Here is an 18,224-nt window from a genome sequence, read left to right on the forward strand (position 1 = left end):
CGCGAAGTAAACGATTTAAGGATCGACCGCGCCCGGAAACCCAAGCTGGCGCCACACCTCATAGACCGCTACGGCCACGCTGTTGGACAGATTGAGGCTACGGCTGCCCGCGCGCATCGGCAGACGCAAACGCTGTTCCGCCGGCAGTGCGGACAGCACCGCATCGGGCAATCCCGCCGTTTCGCAGCCGAACAGCAGCGCGTCGCCGTCGGCAAAGCGTGCGTCCACGTGCCAGGTGCGTCCGCGTGTGGAAAACGCGAAAACGCGCGGGTGATCGAGCGAGGCCAGGCAGGTGTCGAGATCGTCATGCACGCTGACGCGCGCGTACTCGTGGTAATCCAGGCCTGCGCGCTTGAGGCGTGCGTCGTCGAGTTCGAAGCCCAAGGGGCGGATCAAGTGCAGCGCGGCGCCAGTGTTGGCGCACAAGCGGATCACGTTGCCGGTGTTGGGCGGGATTTCGGGGCGAAAGAGGATGACATGCAGCATGCCGCCATTATCGGACGGCTGGGCGATCTTGTGGGCAGATCAGCCAACCGTCCGAGCATTCGCGTTCGCCGAGGCGCTGATGGCGGCGACGGCGTGGCCGGATGTCGTGGCGTTCGGTACAGGCTTGGCGGTGATCATGGCGATCAAGGTCAGACCGCAGAGCAATGCGCAAACGCCAAACAGGCCGCGGAGGAAAAGCGTTTCGAATTTCATGGTGGTATCTCCTTATACGAGGAAAAACGTGGTGGTCAGATCACTGCGCGCACGCAGATCATGTCGCCGATGCCCGGAAGTACGCAGGTGGAAGGTGCAGAGGCAAGCAACGTCGCCATCGAACTATTGGCCGCGACTTGGCTCGGCGTGGGCTTGCTGGTGACCATCGCTGCCAGGATCAGTCCGCAAACCAGCATGCATGCGACAAACAAACCGCGAAGTATCACTGTCTCGAATTTCATGTCCGTATCTCCAATTCAGAGGAAAGGGACCTAAGGCCCTCGCCCTTGAATGAGCAATCCCCGTGCCAAGGCGTGACCTGCCATCAATGTATTGATCTATATGGATTTATCTGAAATCGCCGCACGCGACAGATTGTCCGCGGACACCGGACACCACCAAGCGGACAGTGTCCGCGGCCGGACGCGGGCGCGAGCGCGCTAAGCCTGCGTTCGGCGATAAACCGCGGCAACGCGCTACGATGCAAAGCGGACGCACTGCTTTCCCATTCCTCGCTTTCATGGAGTTACGTATGCGCAAGACTCTGTTGCTGCTCGCGCCGGTTGTGCTGCTCGGCGGCTGTACCTGGGGCATCAATCCCGATCCGGGATCGAGCGCCGTCCGCACGGTGTGGAGCGGCGATGTGACGGGTTGTCGCGATCTGGGCAAGATCACGGTGTCCGTGATGGATCACGTCGGACCGTTCGATCGCAACGACATCAAGGTGCGCGACGAATTGCAGGTGCAGGCGCGCAACAGCGCCATGAGCATGCATGCGGATACCATGAAGCCGCTGGGCGATCCGGTCGACGGCAAGCAGGAATGGGAAGCGTATTCCTGCGGCAATCATCAGGTGGGGCCGTCAGCGCCGCCTCCGATGCAGAATCAAAATCCGGGCGCGCAGCCGCCGCCCGCGCAACAGAGCGGTGGTTTCCAGACCTATCCCAGCCACTAAGGGCCGTTGATTCAATCTCCAAACACGCCATGCAGGTAACCCTGCATGGCGCGCTGCAATTGCGCTAACGCAGCCAGTTTGCCCGGCATGCCCGGTTCGGCTTGGATCGCCGCAGCGCCTTTCATCATTTGCTGCACCACGACGGCGGCCGCATAGGTTTCTTCCTGCGAGCGGTGCGGCGCGCGATGCGCCAGCAACGCCTGCAACTCCGCGCGAAAGCGTCGACGAATGATCATCGCGTCCGCCGCCGGTGTCACCGACGATTCCACCAGCGTCACGAACGCGGGATGACGCTTGCGGAACCCGATCAGAAACGGGCACAGCTGCGCGGCCCATTCCTCGGTTGTCCACGTCGACGATTGCTCGGCGAGTTTTCCCAATTGCGTGTAAAAGTCCTGCGCGTATTGCTCCAGCAGCGCGCGCGCCAAGGTCTCCTTGGTCGGAAAAAATTGATAAAGCGACCCGATGGCCGCGCCCGCGCGCGCGGCGACTTCGGTCATCGTGGCCGCCTCGTACCCCTTCTCGACAAAACACGAAGCCGCCGCCTCCAGCAGCGCCGCAACCCGGTCGTGACCGCGTTGGCGCTGGGGTTTGCGATGGGTGTCCATTGATTTTTGTGAGGGCATCCTCATAAACTCCAAGTGAGGATATCCTCACTTTTCAAATTCGGAGAATCCAGTGGAAAAGCTCGATCCGCGCCGTACGGCGCTTGTTCTTATCGACCTGCAGAAGGGTATCGTACCGTTCGCGGGCGGTCCTCACACGGCGGCGGATGTCATGAACAAGGCTGGCTCGCTCACACGTCGCTTCCGCGAATTGGGCGCTCCGGTCGTGCTCGTGCGCGTGGGTTGGTCGGCCGACGGGGGCGACGCGCTGCGCCAAACCGTCGATCAACCCAATCCAGCCCGAACCCTTCCTGCCGACTGGTTGGAATTTGCCGATGAGCTAGGCGTCACCGACAGCGACATCTGCGTGATCAAGCGTCAATGGGGTGCGTTCTACGGCACGGAACTCGAATTGCAATTGCGTCGTCGCGGCGTCGAACAGATCGTGCTCGGCGGCATCTCCACCAACATTGGCGTGGAATCCACCGCGCGCAATGCATGGGAACTGGGCTTCGGCATCGTGTTCGCCGAAGATGTGATGAGCGCCGCCAGCGGCGAGCATCATGCGTTTGCCGTGAACAATATTTTTCCGCGACTCGGACGTGTGCGTTCCGCCGCGCAAACTCTCGACATGTTGAGCTGATCGAAAACCGATCGCATCGCATCTCTCGCGACATTGTGCGCGAGAGATGCGCCGCTTATGCGTCGATCGCGTGCTTTGCCATCATGCAATCACACCACGCGCTCCCATATCGACTACCCTCATTCCGTTTCTCTTCGTCAGCGTCACGCCCTCGCGACGGCTCCTTCACGGCCATTTGTTATGTCGTCGCTTGCTTTACGTCTGTCGGATGTTGCACTGCCGCGTCAACAACATCCCTATGACAAAAGCGATTTGATCGCCGCGCAGTGACATTTGCCTCGATTTAGCAATTTCTGAATTTATTGCACTGCAGCGCAGGTGCGCATTACGGCCGCTTTACAAGCCGCCATGAAAACGTTTACGTTTGCGCCGCTGTTGGGGTTACGGGTCATCAATTTCTCGGCGGGATACGTTCGATGACGACCAAAAGTGCAACCATCAAGGACGTGGCGCGCGAGGCGAAAGTCTCCGTGGCATCGGTGTCGCGCGTGCTCAACGGCACCGGCGGCGTGACGCCTGCTACGCAGAAAATCGTGCGCGAAGTGGCGGCGCGATTGCATTACGTGCCGGACAACGCCGCACGCAGTTTGATTACCGGGCGCACGAACACGATCGGCGCGGTATTGCCCGATCTCTACGGCGAATTCTTCTCTGAACTGATTCGCGGCATCGATCTGGCGGCGCGTGCGCGCGGCCTGCATTTGCTGGTCTCCAGTTCGCACGACGGCGTGGAAGATGCTGCCGCGGCGGTGCGCGCCATGCGCGGACGCGTGGACGGCATGCTGATTCTTTCCGAATACGTCGACGTGGCGTTTCTGGAAGAAAACCTGCCGGAGAAATTGCCGGCGGTGTTGCTGGATAGCCCCGTCAAAAGCGCACGCTTTCCCGTGCTCAATATCGACAGCCGCGCCGGCGCCGTCGCGATGGTGCAGCACCTGATCGAAGCCGGACGCCAGCACGTCGCATTCATTACGGGCCCGAAAAACAACTTCGACGCGCAACAGCGTGAGAAGGGCTATCGCGCTGCCATGGCCAAGCATGCGCCGGGCGTGCCGCTCGCCATCGTGGCCGGCGACTTTACCGAGGAATCGGGCTATCGCGCCGCACGCGAATTGCTGGCGCAGAAAAAACGTCCGCAAGCCGTATTCGCCGCCAACGACATGATGGCGATCGGCTGCCTTTACGCCTTCAAAGAAGCCGGCATCGATGTTCCGGGAGACATCGCATTAGCCGGTTTCGACGACATCTTGATCGCGCGTTACGTCACACCGCCGTTGAGCACGGTGCAGGTGCGTATCGCCGATCTTGGCCGCATTGCATTGGAGCGCCTCGCGGCTTTGCTGGATCCGGCCGACAAGACACCGTCATCGGTGCAGACGTTGGGATGCGACGTCGTCATCCGCGATTCCTGTGGGGGAAAACCCGGCGCAGACGCTGCGCCACGCGAGCCTCGTCGGTCGCGACGCTCATCACATACATAACGCCGTTTTACTTTCGGGAAGGGGAGAACCATGAAAGCCGGATCTCAATACAAAAAACTCATGCTCGCGCGGCTCATTGCGGTATCGATAACGACCGCCGCAGCGCTGCCGACAATTTCATTCGCACAAAGCTCCGACGCCACGCTGCGCGGCACGGCGGCAGCCAACACCACGGTAACGGCGAAGAACGTCGCCACGGGCTACTCGCGCGTCACCACCTCGGGCGCGGACGGCACGTACGCGTTGGTCGGCTTGCAGCCGGGCACGTATCAGGTCGATGCCGGTCCGGGTACGCAACACACCGTCACGCTGACTGTGGCGTCGACCGCGACACTCAACCTCACCACAGCGGCGCCCACAACCGCGCCGGCCGGTACTCGGAATCTCGGGGCGGTCACGGTTACGGCGACCACGCTGCAGGAAATGACCACGTCGGAAGTCGGCACGACCGTTACGCAACGCGAAATTTCCACCGTGCCGCAGATCACGCGCAACTTCCTGGAATTTGCCGACACCGTGCCCGGCATGGTGTTCACTGTGCAGCAGAACGGCAACACCAGCTTGCAATCGGGCGGTCAGGCGCCGGCCGGCATCAACGTCTACATTGACGGCGTGGGCCAGAAAAATTACGTCGAAAACGGCGGCATCAGCGGTCAGAACAACACGCAGGGCAATCCGTTTCCGCAGCTGGCTATCGGCGAATACAAGGTCATCACGTCCAACTACAAGGCGGAGTACGACCAGATTTCCAGCGCAGCGGTGACCGCCGAAACCAAGTCGGGCACCAACGAATTCCACGGCGAGATTTTCGGCGACTGGACCGACACTCGTATGCGTTCGGAGACGCCATCCGAAACGGCCATCAACCAGAAACAGCCCTCCCACGACAAGGAATACGGCTTCGCATTCGGCGGTCCTATCATTCAGGACAAGGCGCATTTCTTCCTCGCGTACGAGGGCAAGGAATACGACACGCCGATTGCGGTGGTGCCCGGTGCCGCGTCGCCGCAGATTCTCGCGCAATTGCCGCCGAGCGTGCTCGCGCAACTTGGGCCGTCGAGTTTGCCGTTCAAGGAAAACTTGTACTTCCTCAAGTTCGACTACGAGCCCACCAATCGCGATCGCATCGAGGTGAGCGGCAAGTACCGCAATGAAACGGCGATTACGGGTACGGGCACTGGCGTGGCGGCGTCTTCGGCGCTCAATCAGATCAACTACGACCGCCGCTTCGACATTCGTTGGGATCACAGCGCGGACGCCTGGTTCAATCGTCTGCAATTCACCTATGAAAATGCGTTCTTCAAGCCAAGCGCCGTAAATATCGGCAACGGTTCTACGTACACGCCGTTCGATAACCAGAACACGTCGATCCTGACGGTGGGCGCCGCCGATCCGCGCGGTACGCAGAACAAAGGGCAAAAAGGTCCGGCCATCCAAGACGATCTGACGTTCAACGATTTGGAATGGCACGGCGACCATGTGATCAAGATGGGCGTCAAGTACAAGATGGTGCAGCTGCTCGCGCAAGACGCGGGCGAGTTCAATCCACAGTTTACTTACGATGTGACGCCCACGGGAACATTGGCGGCGCCGTATCAAGTGCTGTTCCCGATTGCGCTGCCGGGCTTGAGTCCGGTGGTCAGAACTAACGATCGCCAGTTCGGTACGTATATTCAGGACGACTGGACCATCGACGATCACCTTACGGTGAATCTGGGCATTCGCTGGGATTACGAACAAACGCCTTCGTACCTCAACTTCGTTACGCCTGCTTCGGTGGTTGCAGCGCTCAATTCGCAAAACCCGAACGCGCCGGCGGGCACGACGTACGCGCAATCGCTGGCCGCGGGCGGCGTCAATGTCAACGACTACATCAGCACCGGCAACAATCGCCATGCGCAGATGAATGAATTCCAGCCGCGTTTCGGTTTTTCGTACGACATCAATGGCGATCAGGCGCACGTGATCCACGGTGGCGCGGGACGTTCCTACGACCGCACCATCTACGAGATTCTGCAACTGGAAGAAACCAAGCTTGCTCTAGCCGAAGCGACAATCACCTTCCCGAATCAGTATCACTCGTGCACACCCAGTCCCAACTGCATTCCCTGGAACCCCGCGTATCTCAGCGGCATCGGCGTGCTACAGGGCTTGCTGACCGGCACGACGGCCGGTCGCGAAGTGGATCTGATGAACAACAATCTGCGCACACCGTATTCCGATCAGATTAGCCTCGGTATGCGCAACCAGATCGGCGAGTGGGTCACCGACGTCACCTGGGCGCAGGTCAATCGCTTCAACGGCGTGGTCTTTACGTTGGGCAATCGCTGGCCGAACGGCGCGTTCTGGCAAGGCGGCAGTCAACCGTGGGGCCAAAGCATTCCGGGTTTCGGAAGTCTGATCATCGCCAACAACGGTCTTACGCAGAAAACGCAGCAATTCTTGGTTTCGGCGCAAAAACCGTATACAGCGGAATCGGGTTGGGGCATCAATATCGCCTACACCTACACCAAGGCGAAGCAGAACAACGATAACCAGGACGTCACCGACCAATACGCGTTCGACGAAGCGACGATCCAGGACTATCCGTACCTCAATTCGGCCGTCGCCAAGCACCGCCTTGTCGTCGCCGGGTCGAACGATGCGCCGTGGGGACTGCTGTTCGGCTACAAACTTACTTTGGCCACGCCGATCCCCGCTATCAACCTGGCGTGCTACGGTGCGCCCGCTCCTGGAAATGGCAGCCTCGGTAGCGGATGTCTGCCGTATTCGTACACGCCTTCGGGGTCACGGTTCTTGAGCGGTCCGATCTTTGGCTACCGCTCCATCGATTTCCAAGTCACGAAGAACTTTAAGATCTATCAAAACTTCAACGGTTACGTTCGCTTCGATCTGCTTAATGCGTTCAATTGGAACAACTACAGCGATTACAACTACAACCCCGGTCAGAACGGCGTGTTGAACCGCGTCATGGCCTCTTACGATCCGACCGGCAACATTCTCGGTACGCCGCGCGAAGTCAAACTGACGTTGGGAATTAAGTTCTAACTGTTTTCTGTGACGGTCAGGTAAGCCTGCGAATCCCGGCATGAGCCCCCTCCGCGTGTCGGGATTCGCGCGCTTACTTTCACCCGGCCATGTGAATCGACGCATTCTGATCATGAACAAGCATTTCTTCCGCCGCGCTACGCTGAATGTGTTGTGTGCCGCTCTGGCTTTCACTAGCGGCGCGGCATGGTCGACAGAACCCAAAGCGCCCACACACAGCTTCGACACGCTCTCCAAGCCACAGCAAGCGATGGTGGAAGATTTGGAGAAGCGCACGTTCCAGTGGTTCTGGGACGGCGCCAACCCTGCCAATGGTCTGATTCCGGACCACTACCCTGGTCCTTCGTTTGCAAGCATCGCGTCGGTCGGTTTCGGTTTGACGGCGTACGGTATCGGCGCCGAGCGCGGCTACATCACGCGTGACCAGGCGGTGGATCGTACTCTGGCGACGCTGCGTTTCTTCGCGAACGCCTCGCAGAACGATAGCGAAGACGACACCTCCGGCTATCACGGCTTTTTCTATCATTTTCTCGATATGAAAACCGGCAAGCGTTTTGCGCGCTGGACGGAATTGTCGAGCGTCGATACCACGTGGCTGCTTAGCGGCGTGTTGTTCGCGCAGTCGTACTTCGATCGCGACACGCCGAAGGAAAAGGAAATCCGTTCGCTCGCCGACACCATCTATCGCCGTGTCGATTGGGCATGGATGCAACCGCGCGCACCCTTGGTCAGCATGGGTTGGACGCCGGGCGGCAAATTTATCGATGCGGACTGGAAAGGCTACGACGAAGGCATGCTGGTTTACATCCTGGCGCTGGGTTCGCCCACGCATACGATTTCCAGCGATGCGTGGTCCGCATGGACGAGCACCTATCCCAAGCAATGGGGGCGGTTCGAAGGGCAAACGTTTCTGAATTTCGCGCCGATGTTTGGGCATCAATACAGCGAATCGTGGGTGGATTTTCGTGGCATTCGCGATACGTGGAGTCGAGAACACGGATTGGATTACGTCGAGAACGGTCGCCGCGCCGCCTATGCGCAGCGCGCGTACGCCATCGCCAATCCGTCGCACTGGAAAGACTACGGCGCCAACGTCTGGGGCCTAACCGCCTGCAATGGTCCCGGCGACATCATGCTGCGCATGCCCGATAGCAGCATGCGCCGATTCGACGGTTACACCGCGCGCGGTGCCGGACTGGACTATATTTCCGACGACGGCACGATCGCGCCGACCGCTGCGGGCGGCTCCATCGCCTTCGCGCCGGAAATCGTGGTGCCGGCCTTGCAGGCGATAAAGGATCGCTATGGTGACGATGTTTACGATCGCTACGGCTTTGTCGATGCATTCAATCCCAGCTTCGATACGGACATTCCGCCGAAAGAAGGACGCGTGGTGCGCGGCAAAGGCTGGTTCGATACGCTGCAGATCGGCATCGATCAGGGGCCCATCGTGTTGATGATCGAAAACTGGCGCAGCGGATTTGTGTGGAGCGTGATGCGCAAGAATCCCTATATCCGCAAAGGCCTGCAGCGCGCAGGCTTCACCGGCGGATGGTTGGATAAAGCCGTGAAATAGCCATGCGCCGATACCCGTCACGAGTTCGTCTAGTGCAGACGCTGTGGCGCGTGATGGGCGCGGCGATGATTGTTGCTTGGCTGACGTCGTGCGCGCCGCAGCACGCAGACTCGCACACGCTTACGTTCTGGACGATTGGCAGGGAAGGCGAGGCGATCACCCAACTCCTTCCGGAATTCGAACGCGAAAATCCGGATATCCATGTCGTCCTGCAGCAGCTGCCGCTAACGGCGGCGCATCAGAAATTGCTCACCGCATTCGCAGGCGACTCCACGCCCGACATGACGCAAATCGGCAATACATGGATGCCGGAATTTGTGGCGCTGGGCGCTTTGCAGCCTTTGCAGGCGCGTGTGGCGACGTCGCAGGTCGTGCGTCCGGATGACTATTTCGCCAGCATCTGGTCGACCAATGTCTACGACGGCGTTGCGTATGGCATTCCGTGGTATGTCGACACGCGCTTGTTGTTTTACCGTCGCGATATGTTGAAGGCCGCAGGTTTCGATGCGCCACCGCGCGACTGGTCGGAGTGGCGGCGCATGCTGGCGGCGTTGAGTCATCCCGATCATGATCGGTACGGCATTTTGCTGCCGACGAACGAATACGATCAGCTTACGGCGCTGGCGTTGCAGCAGCCGGATTCGCTCTTGCGCGACGGCGGTCGCTACGGCAATTTCGAAAGCGCAGGATTCAAGCGTGCGCTGACGTTTTACGTCGATACGTTCCGCATGCACGAGGCGCCCGATATCACCAATATCGAGGCTGGCAATCCGTGGTCGGAATTCGGTCGCGGCGTGTACAGCTTTTATTTCTCCGGACCGTGGAATATCGGCGAATTCCGCAAGCGTTTGCCGGCGTCTGAACAAGACGACTGGGATACGGCGCCGCTGCCAGGTCCCGATGGTCCCGGTGCATCGGTAGCAGGCGGTTCCAGTTTGGTGGTGTTTCGCAAATCCGAACACAAAGACGCGGCATGGAAGTTGGTCGAATACCTTTCCCGGCCGCAGGTGCAAGATCGCTTCTACGACTTGCTTGGCGACATGCCGCCGCGACGCAGCTCCTGGAGTCAGGGCAGCCTTCGAGATGACCCCAAAGCGCAAGCATTCCGCGAACAATTGGAGCGCGTGAAGCCAACGCCGCCGGTGCCGGAGTGGGAACAGATCGTCAACGAGATGCAGCTTGTCGCGGCGCAGGCTGTCGCAGGCGATCTCACCATCGATCAGGCGACCGCCGAAATGGATAAGCGCGCGGATCGCATTCTGGAAAAGCGGCGCTGGATGCTCGATCGTCCTCAACACGCCGGTGTATCGCTATGAATCGGCAGCACGCGGCATGGATGTTTCTGGCGCCGGCGGCCATCGTGTTGGGCGTGTTCTTTCTCGTGCCGGTGATCGGGGCGTTCGTATTGAGCCTCACCGACTACGATCTTTATGCGCTGGCGGATTTGCATAACTTGCGCTTCGTCGCCTTCGGCAACTACTGGGCGCTGCTGCATCGGCCCCTGTTCTGGGCGGCTTTGTGGCATACGGTGTATTTCGTCGTCGTAGCGGTTCCGTTGTCGATGATCGTCTCGCTATGCGCCGCCTTGCTGCTGCATTCGCCCTTGGCGCGCTGCAAACCCTTTTTTCGCACCGCTTTGTTTGCGCCCGTCGTGACCACCGTGGTCGCTGTCGCGGTGGTGTGGCGGTATCTTTTCAATACCAAGTACGGCTTGGTGAACTACGTCTTGGCCGGAGTCGGTATCCACCCCATCGATTGGCTGGGCGATCCGCATTGGGCGATGCCTGCGATCATCCTGTTCGCGGTGTGGAAGAACTTCGGCTACAACATGATCATTCTGCTGGCGGGTTTGCAGGCGATACCCGCCGACTATTACGAGGCGGCCCGTATCGACGGCGCATCGGCGTGGCAGCAGTTCCGCCACATCACGCTGCCGATGCTCGCGCCCATCTTGTTGATGGTGGGGATACTTACCGTGTCGGGCTACTTCCAGCTCTTCGCCGAGCCGTACGTGATTACCGAGGGCGGTCCGCTGGAAAGCACCGTAAGCGTGTTGTATCTGATGTACAACGAAGGCTTCAAATGGTGGAACCTCGGTTCCGCATCGGCCATCGCTTTTCTGCTGTTTGTGATCATGTTCGTTGTTACCGCTTGCATGCTGCGTTTCGGGCGACAGGAGAGCGAGGCATGAATCCGCGCATCGCCAAAGCGCTGATCAATGGCTTGCTGATCGGCGGCACGATCGTTGCGCTTTTCCCATTGCTGTGGATGTTGTCGGTATCGTTGATGCATCCGAGCGAAGCTAGCGCGCTGCCACCGCCGCTGTTGCCGGCGCATGCCACGCTTTACAACTATCAGGAATTGTTTGTGCGGGCGGGTATGGGGCGCTATCTGTTCAACAGTTTGCTCGTCTCCGTCGTTATCACCGTACTATCGCTTGCGTTGAACATCATGGCGGGGTATGCGTTCGCAAAGCTGCGATTCGCAGGGCGCGACACGGTGTTTAAGGCGGTGATCGGCATGCTCGCCATCCCTGCGCAAGTGGCGATGCTGCCATTGTTTCTAATGCTGAAACCCATTGGCCTGGTGAACAACTACGGCGGCGTGATCGTGCCGGCAATGGCGAGCGCGTTCGGTATTTTTCTCGTTCGCCAGTATGCGCGCGGCATTCCCGACGAATTGCTGGAGGCGGCGCGCATCGACGGCGCGAGCGAGTGGCGCATCTTCTCGCGCATCGTGCTTCCTTTGCTGAAACCGATCATGGTGACGCTGGCGATCTACACCTTTCTCACCGCATGGAACGATTTCATGTGGCCATTGATCGTGCTGACAGGGCAGGAGCATTACACCTTGCCGCTAGGGCTGGCATCGTTAGCGCGCGAACATGCGCAGGATGCCGAGCTGATGATGGCCGGCTCGGTCGTCACCGTGGTGCCGGTATTGGCGTTGTTTCTGGCTCTGCAGCGTTATTACCTGGAAGGCTTATTGCTCGGCAGCGTAAAAGGCTAGGTGTGCGATGCCGCGAGGGTCCTCACACAATGCGCGTTCCGCTTTCCGCATCGAAGAAATGCTGGCGGTCGGTGGTGATACTCAGCTGCAGGACGCTGCCGGGCGCGGATACATCGTGAGGCGGTACGCGCGAAACAATCGCTTTATCGCCGAAGCGCAGATTGAGAAAGATCTCGTTGCCCACGGGCTCGATAACTTCCACTTTTGCTTCCAGCGCGGCAGTGTTCGATGCCGTCGGCTGGAGATCTTCCGGGCGCACGCCGAGTACGACTTCGCTTCCGTTCCAAGTCTGCAACGCAGCTTCTTGCTGTGGCGACAAGCGCAACGGTATCGATGCGTGCGGCATCGACAGATGCCAGCCGTTTTCGGGCAGCAAACGCCCACGCAGAAGATTCATTGCCGGCGAGCCGAGAAAGCCCGCGACAAACAGATTCGCCGGCTGGTGGTACAAATTCATCGGCGTGTCGATCTGCTGAATCTTGCCGCCGTCGAACACCACAATGCGCTCGCCCAGGGTCATCGCTTCCACCTGGTCGTGCGTAACGTAAATCGTGGTGGTGCCGAGCTGCCGGTGCAGTCGCGCGATTTCCACCCGCATCGACAAACGCAACCGTGCGTCGAGATTGGAAAGCGGCTCGTCAAGCAAAAACACTTTAGGTTCGCGTACCAGCGCGCGTCCGAGCGCCACGCGCTGACGTTGTCCGCCGGACAGCGCTGCCGGTCGAGCATCCAGGCGATGCTCCAGCTCCAGCCATTTCGCCGCCTCATGCACGCGGCGGTCGATCTCGTCTTGCCGTTTGCCGCGCAGATGCAGCCCAAAGCCCAGGTTTTCCGCGACAGTCATGTGCGGATAAAGCGCGTAATTCTGAAACACCATCGCCACATCGCGATCTTTCGGCGCGATGTCGTTGACGGTCCGTCCGTCGATGCGCAGCGAGCCCGACGTGATGGGTTCCAATCCGGCGATCATGCGCAGCAAGGTGGTTTTGCCGCAGCCGGAAGGGCCCACCAGCACCAGCAATTCGCCGTCCGCAATATCGAAACTGGCGTTATCGACGCCGATATGGCCGTTGGGATAGACCTTGCGCACTCGCTCAAGACTGACAGTCGCCATCGAATTGCATTGCCCCATCTACATGCAGCGTTGGGCTATTCTCGCCGCGTAATTAGTTACATCAAGCCGCACTGCGGCATGGAGAGTTTCGCATCATGACTCGCAGCTATCGCTTCCCGGCCAACTTCGTTTGGGGCGCTGCCACGTCGGCCTATCAGATCGAAGGCTCGCCCCTGGCCGATGGCGCGGGTCCCAGCATCTGGCAGCGATTTGCGCATACGCCGGGCATGATGGCCAATGACGATAACGGCGATATCGCCTGCGATCACTATCGCCGTTACAAGGACGACGTGCAGCTGATGCGTGCGCTCGGCCTTAACGGCTATCGCTTCAGTTTGTCGTGGAGTCGTGTGCTGCCGGAGGGAACGGGTCGCATCAATCAGAAAGGGTTGGATTTCTACTCGCGCCTGGTCGACGAACTGCTCGAAAACGGCATCGAACCCAATGCGACCTTGTTCCATTGGGATATGCCTGCCGCGCTCGACGATCGCGGCGGATGGTTGAGCCGCGATTGCGCGCATTGGTTTGCCGAGTATGCGAGTGTGGTCTTCAAGGCGTTGGACGGTCGCGTAAAGCTTTGGTCCACCATCAACGAACCGTGGGTCGTGACGGACGGCGGCTATTTGAACGGCGCGCTGGCGCCAGGGCATCGCAGCAAATACGAAGCGCCTATTGCTGCACATAATCTGATGCGCGCGAGCGGCGCCGCGATTCAGGCGTATCGCTCGGTGGGGCGACATGAGATCGGTGTTGTGTTCAATATCGAGCCGAAGTACCCCGCGTCGCAACGTCCAGAAGATGTCGCCGCGACGCGTCGTGCGCACGCGTATATGAACGAGCAATTCGCCGACCCTGCATTGCTTGGATCCTATCCGCCGGAACTGAAAGAAATTTTTGGTGACGCGTGGCCCGATTTCCCCGTAGACGATTTCCAGCTTACGAAACAGCCGGTAGATTTCGTGGGCATCAATTACTACACGCGCTCCGTGGTCAAGCACGACGATAACGGTTACCCGTGCAAGGCATCACGCGTGCACCAAAAACATGTCACGCATACGGAAACCGACTGGGAGGTCTACGAGCAGGGATTGATCGACACCCTGATGTGGTTCAAAACGCGTTACGGCAATCTGCCGTTGTACATCACCGAAAACGGCGCCGCGTTTTACGATCCGCCGGTGGCGGAAGGCGACGTCGTGAAGGATCCAAAGCGCGTCGCCTATTTGCGCGATCATCTACGCGCGTTGCATCAGTGCGTCGAAGCGGGCGTGAATCTCAAGGGCTATTACGCGTGGTCGTTGCTGGACAATCTGGAGTGGTCGCTGGGTTTTGCCAAGCGCTTTGGTTTGTATCACGTGGATTATGCGACGCTGAAACGTACACCGAAGGCTTCGGCGAAGTTTTATGCGAAGGTCATCGAAAGCAACGGTGAAGCGCTTGCCGAGTAGTTGGGTTCTCGCCTCACGTCATTCCAGCGAAGGCCGGAATCCAGTATGAAAATGCGTCCGAAGGACACATTATTTTTTGTATTGAGTGCTTCGCACAACGTGTTTGCACTGGATTCCGGCCTTCGCCGGAATGACGGGAGGCGGAGTTTAAATCTCGACGTGCTGCGCAGCTTTGTCCAACAGCCATCCGCGCAGGGCGCCATCTTCCGCTGACATCGACTCCGCTGACGCCGAGCGTTGCAGCATCGCCGCCAGCGCAGACGGCACGTCGACCGAGCGGCCGATCAACGGCTCAACCACGCTTTCGAATTTCGCCGGATGTGCGGTGGCTACAACGGCCCACGGTAAATCGTCGCCCGCCGCACGATACTGATCCAGCAGATGCAGGGCGGTCGCCGTGTGCGGGCAAAATACTTCGTCGTGTTCGCGCGCATGCTGAGCGATGGTCGCCGCAATCGTTCGGTCGTCCACGCTTTGCGCTCGGAACTGCGCGCGCAATGCTTGGTTATCCGGATACGTCCATTGCAAACGTTCGAAATTGCTGGGCGCGCCCACATCCATCGCATTGGCCAGTGTCGCCACGGCTTGGCGTGGCGTGTAATCCTCGCCCGCAAAAAAATCCGGAAGCGTCGTGTTGGCATTGCAAGCCAACCGGATCGCTCCAATCGGCAATCCCATCGCGCGTACCCACACCACGGCCAAGGCATTGCCGAGGTTGCCGGTAGGCACGATCAAATTCAGCGGCTCGCGATGCTCGCGCCACCACGCGAGTGACGCATGCGCGTAGTAACTCATCTGCGGAAGCAGACGTCCAAGGCTGATGCTGTTGGCGGAAGAAAGCGGCGATTGCGCTTGCAATGCCGCATCGTTCAACGCGGCTTTCACCATGCGCTGGCAATCGTCGAAACGACCTTGCACGCGCAGTGCTTGCACGTTGTCGCCAAAACAGCCGAGCTGGTGGGCTTGTCGCGGCGACACGCGACCGTCGGGATAGAGAATGACGACGTCGATGCCGGGCTGTCGATGAAACGCCGCGGCGACGGCCGCGCCGGTATCGCCGGAAGTGGCGACCAGTATCGTCAGTGGATTGGACGCATCGCTGCGCACTCGGCGCAGGCATGCTGCTAGAAAACGCGCGCCAACATCTTTGAATGCCGCGGTGGGGCCGTGAAACAACTCCAGCACCAAGGTTTTTGGATGATGCGTCAGCGCGCGCAATGGCGTAGGAAACGTTAGCGCTTCGGCGCAGATGGCAGGCAATTCGCCGGCAAGCGCATCGCCAGCAAAGAACGGGCTGAGCAGCGTGGCGGCGGTGTCGGCCAGCGTGCCGCCGGCACTGAAATCTTCGGGGCTTAGCGTTGGCAGGCGTTCGGGCACGTACAATCCGCCGTCCGGCGCAAGCCCCGCTGCAATCGCTTCGCTCAATGTGGCATGCGTGTTTGCATTGCGTGTGCTCAGGTATCGCAACGCTGCGCTCATGCATGTTCTCCGGTGTCGACGGCGGGAAGCAATGTTGCTGCAGGTCCGTCGATCGGCGATACGAAGCTGTCGCTATCCAATCCGGCGTCGGCGAACGCACTGCGCATCGCGACCGCGGCGGCCTCGGCTTCGGTGCGATGTTCGAACCAGCCGAACACGCTGGGACCGCCGCCGGAAATACTGGCGCCCATCGCTTTGTGATCCAGCGCCGCCTGCTTTACGCGCGCAAAATTGGGCACCAGTGGCGCGCGGCGCGGCTCCACCAGCACGTCTTTCAACCCTTCGCGCACCAGTTCCGCATCGCCGCGCCAGCAGCCGGCAAGCACCAGCGCAAGGTTGGCGGACTGCGCGACGAATTCGCTCAATGCGTAATCGCCAGCGAGTGCTGCACGCGCCTTGCGCGTTTCGAGCACGACATGCGGATGCACCAACGCGCAATGCCACGACGGTGGCACCGATAAACGCACCAGTCGATCGCGCGTGGCGAGCACCAGTCCGCCCAACAGCATCGGCCCGACGTTGTCGCCATGACGTCCGCCGCTGGCGACGGCTTCGCCTTCCATCGCGAAACCGTAAAGCGATTCGCGCGACAGCGGCCGTTCCAGCAAGGCATTCGCTGCCACCAACGCGGCGACGCACGATGCCGCGGAACCACCCATGCCCGATCCCAATGCAATACCTTTGTGCAGCACGATTTCGAATCCGTGTTGCAAACCGAGCGCTTTGCGCAAGGCCATCAACGCGGCGCCGGCCGTGTTCTGCGCGGCGTCCGTAGGCAGTACTTCCACACAGCCTTGTATGCCGGCGATGCGTACGACGGGCGCATCGATGCGCCGCACTTCGGCACGGTCGCCAGCGCCGGCGATGCAATGTCCGAGGATGTCGAAACCCACGCCGACATTGCCGATGCTGGCAAAGGCCGTGGCGGATGCGACTTGCAGGCGTTGCGATGACATGGATGACTTCACGGCAAGAGGAGCGTTCATGCGCGCACCTCCAGCGACTCGGCGATGCGCAGCAAATCGGCGAACACCCCGGCGGCCGTCACTTCCGGACCGGCGCCGGGGCCCTGCACCAGCAGCGGATTATCGCGGTAACGCTGCGTGCGGAATTGCACAATGTTATCCGTAAGCCGCGTATGTGCGAACGGATGCGATGCGGGGACCACCTGCAAACGCACCTGGGCGCGGCCATCGCGATCCAGGCTGGCGACGTGGCGCAGCACGCCCTGTTCAGCTTTTGCCTCCGCCAGACGCACGGCCATGGGGACGTCCAGCTCATCCAGTCTGGCCATGAATTCGTCCAGCGACACGTCCATCAGCGAACGCGGCACCAGGCTTTCCACGGCTACATCGTGCGACGAAAGCGGCCAGCCCGCTTCGCGCGCCAGTATCACCAACTTGCGCGCAACGTCGACGCCGGAAAGATCGTCGCGCGGATCGGGCTCCGTGTAACCCAGCGCATGCGCTTCGCCCACCAGCGTCGAGAAGGGACGCGTGCCGTCGTATTGGCAACATAACCATGCGAGCGTGCCGGAAAACATGCCTTCGACCGAAAGCAGCTGATCGCCGGTATCGAGCAGATCACGCAACGTTTGCACTACGGGCAATCCCGCACACACGGTTGCTTCATAACGGAACCTTCCGCCGTGCATACTCGCGGCGCGAATTGCTTGCCAACGCGATAACGGACCGCTGCTCGCCAATTTGTTCGGCGTCACGACGTGCAAACCGGACGCGAGCCAATACGGATAGTGCGACGCCACGGCATCGTTCGCGCTGCAATCGATCAGCATGGCGTGACGTCCATCGTCGCCGCGCATGTAGGCGGCGAATTGATCCAGATCGGTGGGGCGCCAGGTTTGCGCATCGTGTTGCGCGTTGAGTTCCGGGTCGTCGCAATCGAGCCACATGCGTCGACTCGCCGCGACGCCGCAGAGCTTCAATTCCAATCCGGCTTCGCGCAACAGACGTTCTTGCGCCGCGCGTAATTGAGCCAGCAACACGCTTCCTACTCGTCCAGGGCCGATCAAACCCACGGCCAGCGTGCGTCGGCGCGCCGTCGCAGCCTGCAAAGGCGGCAGGCGGTGTGGGTGTTCGGCGATGAGTGATGCACAGCTTTCCATGACAGCCTCCGTAGAGGCCCCGATCTCGCTGGCGGGTTTCGG

General features: G+C 60.1%; 17 protein-coding genes. 9 read left to right on the forward strand and 8 right to left on the reverse strand.

Going from position 1 to position 18,224, the window contains the following annotated elements:
- Window positions 1-15 precede the first annotated feature (15 nt).
- Genes L0U79_RS04080 through L0U79_RS04090 form a run of 3 tightly spaced genes read right to left on the reverse strand, consistent with a single transcriptional unit; the run spans window position 16 to window position 941 of the window.
- Window positions 16-486, reverse strand: coding sequence for a tRNA (cytidine(34)-2'-O)-methyltransferase (locus L0U79_RS04080; RefSeq protein WP_233840607.1), 471 nt, complete (start codon window positions 484-486; stop codon window positions 16-18).
- Window positions 487-525: 39 nt separating this feature from the next.
- Window positions 526-699: a hypothetical protein gene (locus L0U79_RS04085; protein ID WP_233840608.1), complete on the reverse strand. Its 174-nt coding sequence runs from the start codon at window positions 697-699 to the stop codon at window positions 526-528.
- A 35-nt stretch (window positions 700-734) separates the two neighbouring features.
- Window positions 735-941, reverse strand: a complete 207-nt coding sequence (locus L0U79_RS04090) for a hypothetical protein (protein WP_233840609.1) — start codon at window positions 939-941, stop codon at window positions 735-737.
- A gap of 290 nt (window positions 942-1,231) precedes the next feature.
- On the opposite strand from L0U79_RS04090, the gene L0U79_RS04095 reads away from it, so the two are divergent.
- A complete protein-coding gene (locus L0U79_RS04095; protein ID WP_233840610.1) occupies window positions 1,232-1,654 on the forward strand; it encodes a DUF4156 domain-containing protein in 423 nt (140 codons plus the stop codon).
- Between the two features lie 11 nt (window positions 1,655-1,665).
- Here L0U79_RS04095 and L0U79_RS04100 read toward each other — a convergent pair whose 3' ends face one another.
- Window positions 1,666-2,262, reverse strand: a complete 597-nt coding sequence (locus L0U79_RS04100) for a TetR/AcrR family transcriptional regulator (RefSeq protein WP_233840611.1) — start codon at window positions 2,260-2,262, stop codon at window positions 1,666-1,668.
- A 70-nt stretch (window positions 2,263-2,332) separates the two neighbouring features.
- Here L0U79_RS04100 and L0U79_RS04105 point away from each other — a divergent pair, with 70 nt between their 5' ends.
- From L0U79_RS04105 to L0U79_RS04135, 7 genes are all read left to right on the forward strand, one after another.
- Window positions 2,333-2,902: a hydrolase gene (locus tag L0U79_RS04105; RefSeq protein WP_233840612.1), complete on the forward strand. Its 570-nt coding sequence runs from the start codon at window positions 2,333-2,335 to the stop codon at window positions 2,900-2,902.
- Between the two features lie 416 nt (window positions 2,903-3,318).
- Window positions 3,319-4,383, forward strand: coding sequence for a LacI family DNA-binding transcriptional regulator (locus tag L0U79_RS04110; protein ID WP_233840613.1), 1,065 nt, complete (start codon window positions 3,319-3,321; stop codon window positions 4,381-4,383).
- Window positions 4,384-4,413: 30 nt separating this feature from the next.
- The gene (locus tag L0U79_RS04115; protein WP_233840614.1) at window positions 4,414-7,431 is read left to right on the forward strand and encodes a TonB-dependent receptor; all 3,018 of its coding nucleotides are present in this window, start codon (window positions 4,414-4,416) and stop codon (window positions 7,429-7,431) included.
- A 40-nt stretch (window positions 7,432-7,471) separates the two neighbouring features.
- Window positions 7,472-9,007, forward strand: coding sequence for a glucoamylase family protein (locus L0U79_RS04120; RefSeq protein ID WP_233840615.1), 1,536 nt, complete (start codon window positions 7,472-7,474; stop codon window positions 9,005-9,007).
- Between the two features lie 32 nt (window positions 9,008-9,039).
- Window positions 9,040-10,323 (forward strand): sugar ABC transporter substrate-binding protein, encoded by a 1,284-nt coding sequence (locus tag L0U79_RS04125; RefSeq protein ID WP_233840616.1) that lies wholly within the window; start codon window positions 9,040-9,042, stop codon window positions 10,321-10,323.
- Window positions 10,320-11,198, forward strand: a complete 879-nt coding sequence (locus L0U79_RS04130) for a sugar ABC transporter permease (protein WP_233840617.1) — start codon at window positions 10,320-10,322, stop codon at window positions 11,196-11,198. Before L0U79_RS04125 ends, L0U79_RS04130 begins: the two co-directional genes overlap by 4 nt.
- Complete coding sequence (locus L0U79_RS04135; protein WP_233840618.1) at window positions 11,195-12,016, forward strand: carbohydrate ABC transporter permease; 822 nt, start codon at window positions 11,195-11,197, stop codon at window positions 12,014-12,016. The genes L0U79_RS04130 and L0U79_RS04135 overlap by 4 nt, the downstream gene beginning before the upstream one ends.
- A 22-nt stretch (window positions 12,017-12,038) precedes the next feature.
- Here the strand turns inward: L0U79_RS04135 and ugpC are convergent, their stop codons facing one another.
- Window positions 12,039-13,130: a sn-glycerol-3-phosphate ABC transporter ATP-binding protein UgpC gene (ugpC, locus tag L0U79_RS04140; RefSeq protein ID WP_233840619.1), complete on the reverse strand. Its 1,092-nt coding sequence runs from the start codon at window positions 13,128-13,130 to the stop codon at window positions 12,039-12,041.
- Window positions 13,131-13,225: 95 nt separating this feature from the next.
- On the opposite strand from ugpC, the gene L0U79_RS04145 reads away from it, so the two are divergent.
- Window positions 13,226-14,578: a GH1 family beta-glucosidase gene (locus tag L0U79_RS04145; protein ID WP_233840620.1), complete on the forward strand. Its 1,353-nt coding sequence runs from the start codon at window positions 13,226-13,228 to the stop codon at window positions 14,576-14,578.
- A gap of 147 nt (window positions 14,579-14,725) precedes the next feature.
- Here L0U79_RS04145 and thrC read toward each other — a convergent pair whose 3' ends face one another.
- The 3 genes from thrC to L0U79_RS04160 are packed head-to-tail and all read right to left on the reverse strand — an operon-like array spanning window position 14,726 to window position 18,182.
- The gene (thrC, locus tag L0U79_RS04150) at window positions 14,726-16,057 is read right to left on the reverse strand and encodes a threonine synthase (RefSeq protein ID WP_233840621.1); all 1,332 of its coding nucleotides are present in this window, start codon (window positions 16,055-16,057) and stop codon (window positions 14,726-14,728) included.
- The gene (locus tag L0U79_RS04155) at window positions 16,054-17,043 is read right to left on the reverse strand and encodes a homoserine kinase (protein ID WP_233840622.1); all 990 of its coding nucleotides are present in this window, start codon (window positions 17,041-17,043) and stop codon (window positions 16,054-16,056) included. Before L0U79_RS04155 ends, thrC begins: the two co-directional genes overlap by 4 nt.
- A complete protein-coding gene (locus L0U79_RS04160) occupies window positions 17,040-18,182 on the reverse strand; it encodes a homoserine dehydrogenase (RefSeq protein WP_233840623.1) in 1,143 nt (380 codons plus the stop codon). Before L0U79_RS04160 ends, L0U79_RS04155 begins: the two co-directional genes overlap by 4 nt.
- Between the last annotated feature and the right edge of the window lie 42 nt (window positions 18,183-18,224).

Origin of the sequence: Dyella sp. 2HG41-7 (genome assembly GCF_021390675.1) — a bacterium.
GTDB lineage: Bacteria > Pseudomonadota > Gammaproteobacteria > Xanthomonadales > Rhodanobacteraceae > Dyella_B.